We start from the raw sequence: 1,149 nt of genomic DNA on the forward strand, positions 1-1,149 counted from the left end.
CTGTGGTGTCGTTGTCGGCCGCAGCAGTGTTGCTCGCCGGGTGTGTCGGGGGTGCCTCGGATGCGGGGGCCGGGACGGCCGGAGGGAACGCGGGAGACGCGATCGCAGCGATGGAACCGGTGGAGCTCGTGGTTTCTGAGCCGTTCCCGGCGGCGTATTCGAATAACAAGGGCATGAAGTTGTTCATGGATTACGTGACCGAGCACACGGACGGCAAGGTGACGTTCGACGTCTATGACAGCAGCACGTTGCACGGTCTGCCGGAGGCGGTGTCGGGAATCGAGTCGGGGCTGTCGGACATCACGCTCTACATTCCCGGTCTCGCTGCCGCGGATATTCCCGGCGGCGGGTGGGCGGGGGGTCTCGCGGCGTTCACAGCAGACACGCCGTTGGAGATGCTGGCGGGTTCGCCGGCAGCCACGGCAGTGTGGTCCAGCGAGCAGATCCAGGCGGAATTCGCAGAATCCAACGCTGTCTACCTCGGCGGGTGGACCTCCGACAACTACACACCGCTGTGCACCAAACCGCTGGAGACGCTTGCTGACGCCAAGGGCAGGCTGGGCCGCAGCGCGGGCGGTGTCTACAACGCGGAGATGGAAGCCCTGGGAATGACTCCGGTGCTGGTCGACTCGAACGAGACATACGAGGCGCTGCAGCGCGGCACGGTCGACTGCCAGGTCGGCCCGCTTCAGAACAACACCACCAACGGCCTCGCGGAAGTGGCGAAGTATTACACCCCCCTAGCGTTCAGCTCGATCCCCGGTCCGGGCTACATGATGAACAAGGAGAAGTACGACGCACTGCCTGCGGAGGTGCAGGACATCTTCCACGAAGCCGTCCCGCTCATCAGCGTCGGCAACAGCGGCCACCTCGTCGGCGAGTACATCAACTTCTATCAGAACGCCGAGGACGAGTACGGTGTCACCTTCGTGACTCCGGCTGATGACCTCGTCACCGCTCTCTCGGACTTCCAGAAGGAGCAGGGAGAGAAGCTCGTAGATTCGGCGCCGGAGTCGATCTCCGACCCGCAGGCACTCGTCGATCTGTTCCAGAAGGTCAACGACGACTGGATCAAAATCCTTCAGGACGAGTTCGGTGTTCCCGCGTCCGACGGATCCAAGGAATCAATGCAGGCAGCGCTCGAGTACG

At 63.2% G+C, this 1,149-nt stretch carries 1 protein-coding gene; it reads left to right on the top strand.

The genetic code is table 11. The features are described 5' to 3' along the window. Window positions 1-173: 173 nt before the first annotated feature. A partial coding sequence (gene dctP, locus AC5RVV_RS17460) for a TRAP transporter substrate-binding protein DctP (protein ID WP_494002620.1) occupies window positions 174-1,149 on the top strand: 976 nt, incomplete at its 3' end.

The organism is Arthrobacter sp. MDT2-34-1 (genome assembly GCF_059091365.1).